The sequence below is a fragment of the Calothrix sp. CBUCES-K 9914 genome, from assembly GCF_059640475.1.
Genome location: NZ_JBXXZH010000514.1, coordinates 1 through 2,077, shown reverse-complemented (window position 1 = coordinate 2,077; position 2,077 = coordinate 1). Strand labels below are relative to the sequence as shown.

Annotated in this window: 2 protein-coding genes; both read right to left on the bottom strand. The window is 39.2% G+C overall.

Annotation, left to right across the window (positions count from 1 at the left end; all coding sequences use genetic code 11):
- Window positions 1-1,024 precede the first annotated feature (1,024 nt).
- On the bottom strand, window positions 1,025-1,225 hold the full coding sequence (locus tag AC2JBO_RS44655; RefSeq protein ID WP_496960038.1) for a hypothetical protein: 201 nt from the start codon (window positions 1,223-1,225) through the stop codon (window positions 1,025-1,027).
- 378 nt (window positions 1,226-1,603) lie between these two features.
- Window positions 1,604-1,810 (bottom strand): hypothetical protein, encoded by a 207-nt coding sequence (locus AC2JBO_RS44650; RefSeq protein WP_496960037.1) that lies wholly within the window; start codon window positions 1,808-1,810, stop codon window positions 1,604-1,606.
- Between the last annotated feature and the right edge of the window lie 267 nt (window positions 1,811-2,077).

Below are 2,077 nucleotides of genomic sequence, written 5' to 3'. Positions count from 1 at the left end.
TCAATTTTTACTATGAGTGTCATAGATAGTTATTTATTGTGTTTAGTCATGCTTTTTTGAGCGTGCCGTTCATTCGCGCTCAGTTGCTCATAAATCCCGGCGCCCTGCGATGTATAGAGTTGATCTACTCCACGGGTTTTATAGCTTTTCACCTGTGCGTGTGTTGTGTGTCGTTGTTCTTACATACCCATAAAACCCGGCGCCTGTAGTATTCTCGGTTCCTCGTCGTCGGTCTAGTACTCCCGAAAAATTGTTTCCTTTATTTATCGAATGGCGCCTGTAGTATTTTCAGTTCCTCATCGTCGGTCTAGCACATAAAAAATTGTTTCTTTTACTTATCGAATGGCGCCTGTATATAGGCTCTTATATCCATCAAGATAAGTGGAATGACATCATTTATTCACTAGAACGAATATACTGAATATGCATACAGTTTGTACCGTAGGGTAAGCGTTTAATCGCGATAGTTATTTTTGATATAGAAATACAAATAAGACAGTTAATTTTAAATATAAGTTTTTGCTAGGTAAAATTCTCTGTAGTATTCCTAAAAATACTCGGTACAATTCAATCTTTATGTCGGTACAATAACGATATAAATATAGTACCCTAGTACTGTTTTGTACCCTTTTTGAAGGTACAGGAAACTGGATTTTGAGGTACAAAATAATACATGTCTACTATATTTATAAGCATTATTTGTACCGAAAATCTCTAAGATAAAGTGAGATTAAAAATTTTTTTTTTTCATAGGCATATATTATGTTTCTATAGAAAAAATATTTTTTTAGATTTTTCGTACACAGTACCTCGGTACAACGTTCTATATCACATCCAATGTGTGTCCGCGCGCTGGGTACAAATTGCACATTATATATAGTATTTTAGGTACAAAATTGGTGTAGGACGGGTACAAAAAACCTTTTTTTGAGGTACGAAGGTAATTAAAGTTAGTTTGATATATCGTTCTTTGTAATATTATTAAGCAGTAAATCAGTAGATTTTTTACACATGTACCAGCAATTTACCAGACTGGTACTACTTTTTTAACTATGACAATGCTGTTGGTATTTTCTATAGTGTTCATACCAATAGGAAGATGCAGGAAATTTTGGAAGATGTTCCTACCGCGCGGGTTGGCGCCATATAGGGAGACGAGGAGATGTTGAGTTCCTCCTGGTGTCTCTTCAAAACCCGGCGCCATGTTAAGAGCGCTTAAATTCATTCGTTGCACCCAACACACAACGTAGTTTCCTCTTGCTGGTAGTTGTCCGCACGTAAAGTGTTTAAGATTTTTGCTTTTTGAGTTTAGATAACATGCATTCTTCTACCAGTCTGAGAAGTCCCCTTTGTACTCCTGGTCTTCCAGCAGACGAATAAGCTTACACTGTAAGTCTTTCTTCACGTAAATCGTTGTCTGACAATAGTCTGGATTTTTACTTTTACCTGCCTCTGTGATTTTCCTAGGGGAAACTTTTTTATTCGCGACAGGCGCCTCTTTTAAATCTTTTGTACTATTACCGTTGATCGAATCATCAGTACTACCGTTAGGGGAAGGCGCCCAAAAAAAAGCAGAGAGCGCGAACGCCCCCTGCCTCTGACCTTAGCCGTCAACTAGAGCAATTAACTTGTCAACCTGTTCTGACACAAGGTCAATAACTTCCCAGCGCGTGCGACCGTAGTAATAAATGTCTCCTTCAAAACAACCGCGCCACCCATAAGAATCTAAAGTGCCGTCCTCATTAATCCAACCATGCACTAGTTCAACAGTAACTAAGAACCCTCTGTAAAGAAACTCGTGACGTGTCATAACCAAAAACCTCGAAAAACAAAACAACATCTGGTAAAGCACCCCCTACCAGCTAATTTTGTGCTGCGGAGTGAGTCAAGGGCAGCGGATGGGGGTTTGGGGATACCCCCAAATAAAAAACTGCGAAGCAACAACAAACCCGCTGCTCGCGTAGCCCTTGACCACGTAGCTACAATAAGGAATGCTGGGGGTGCGCCATACGCTAATCGCAGAATACCTTTTTTTAAAAAAACAGAATTTAACCTACACTGATATAAAAAACGTGCG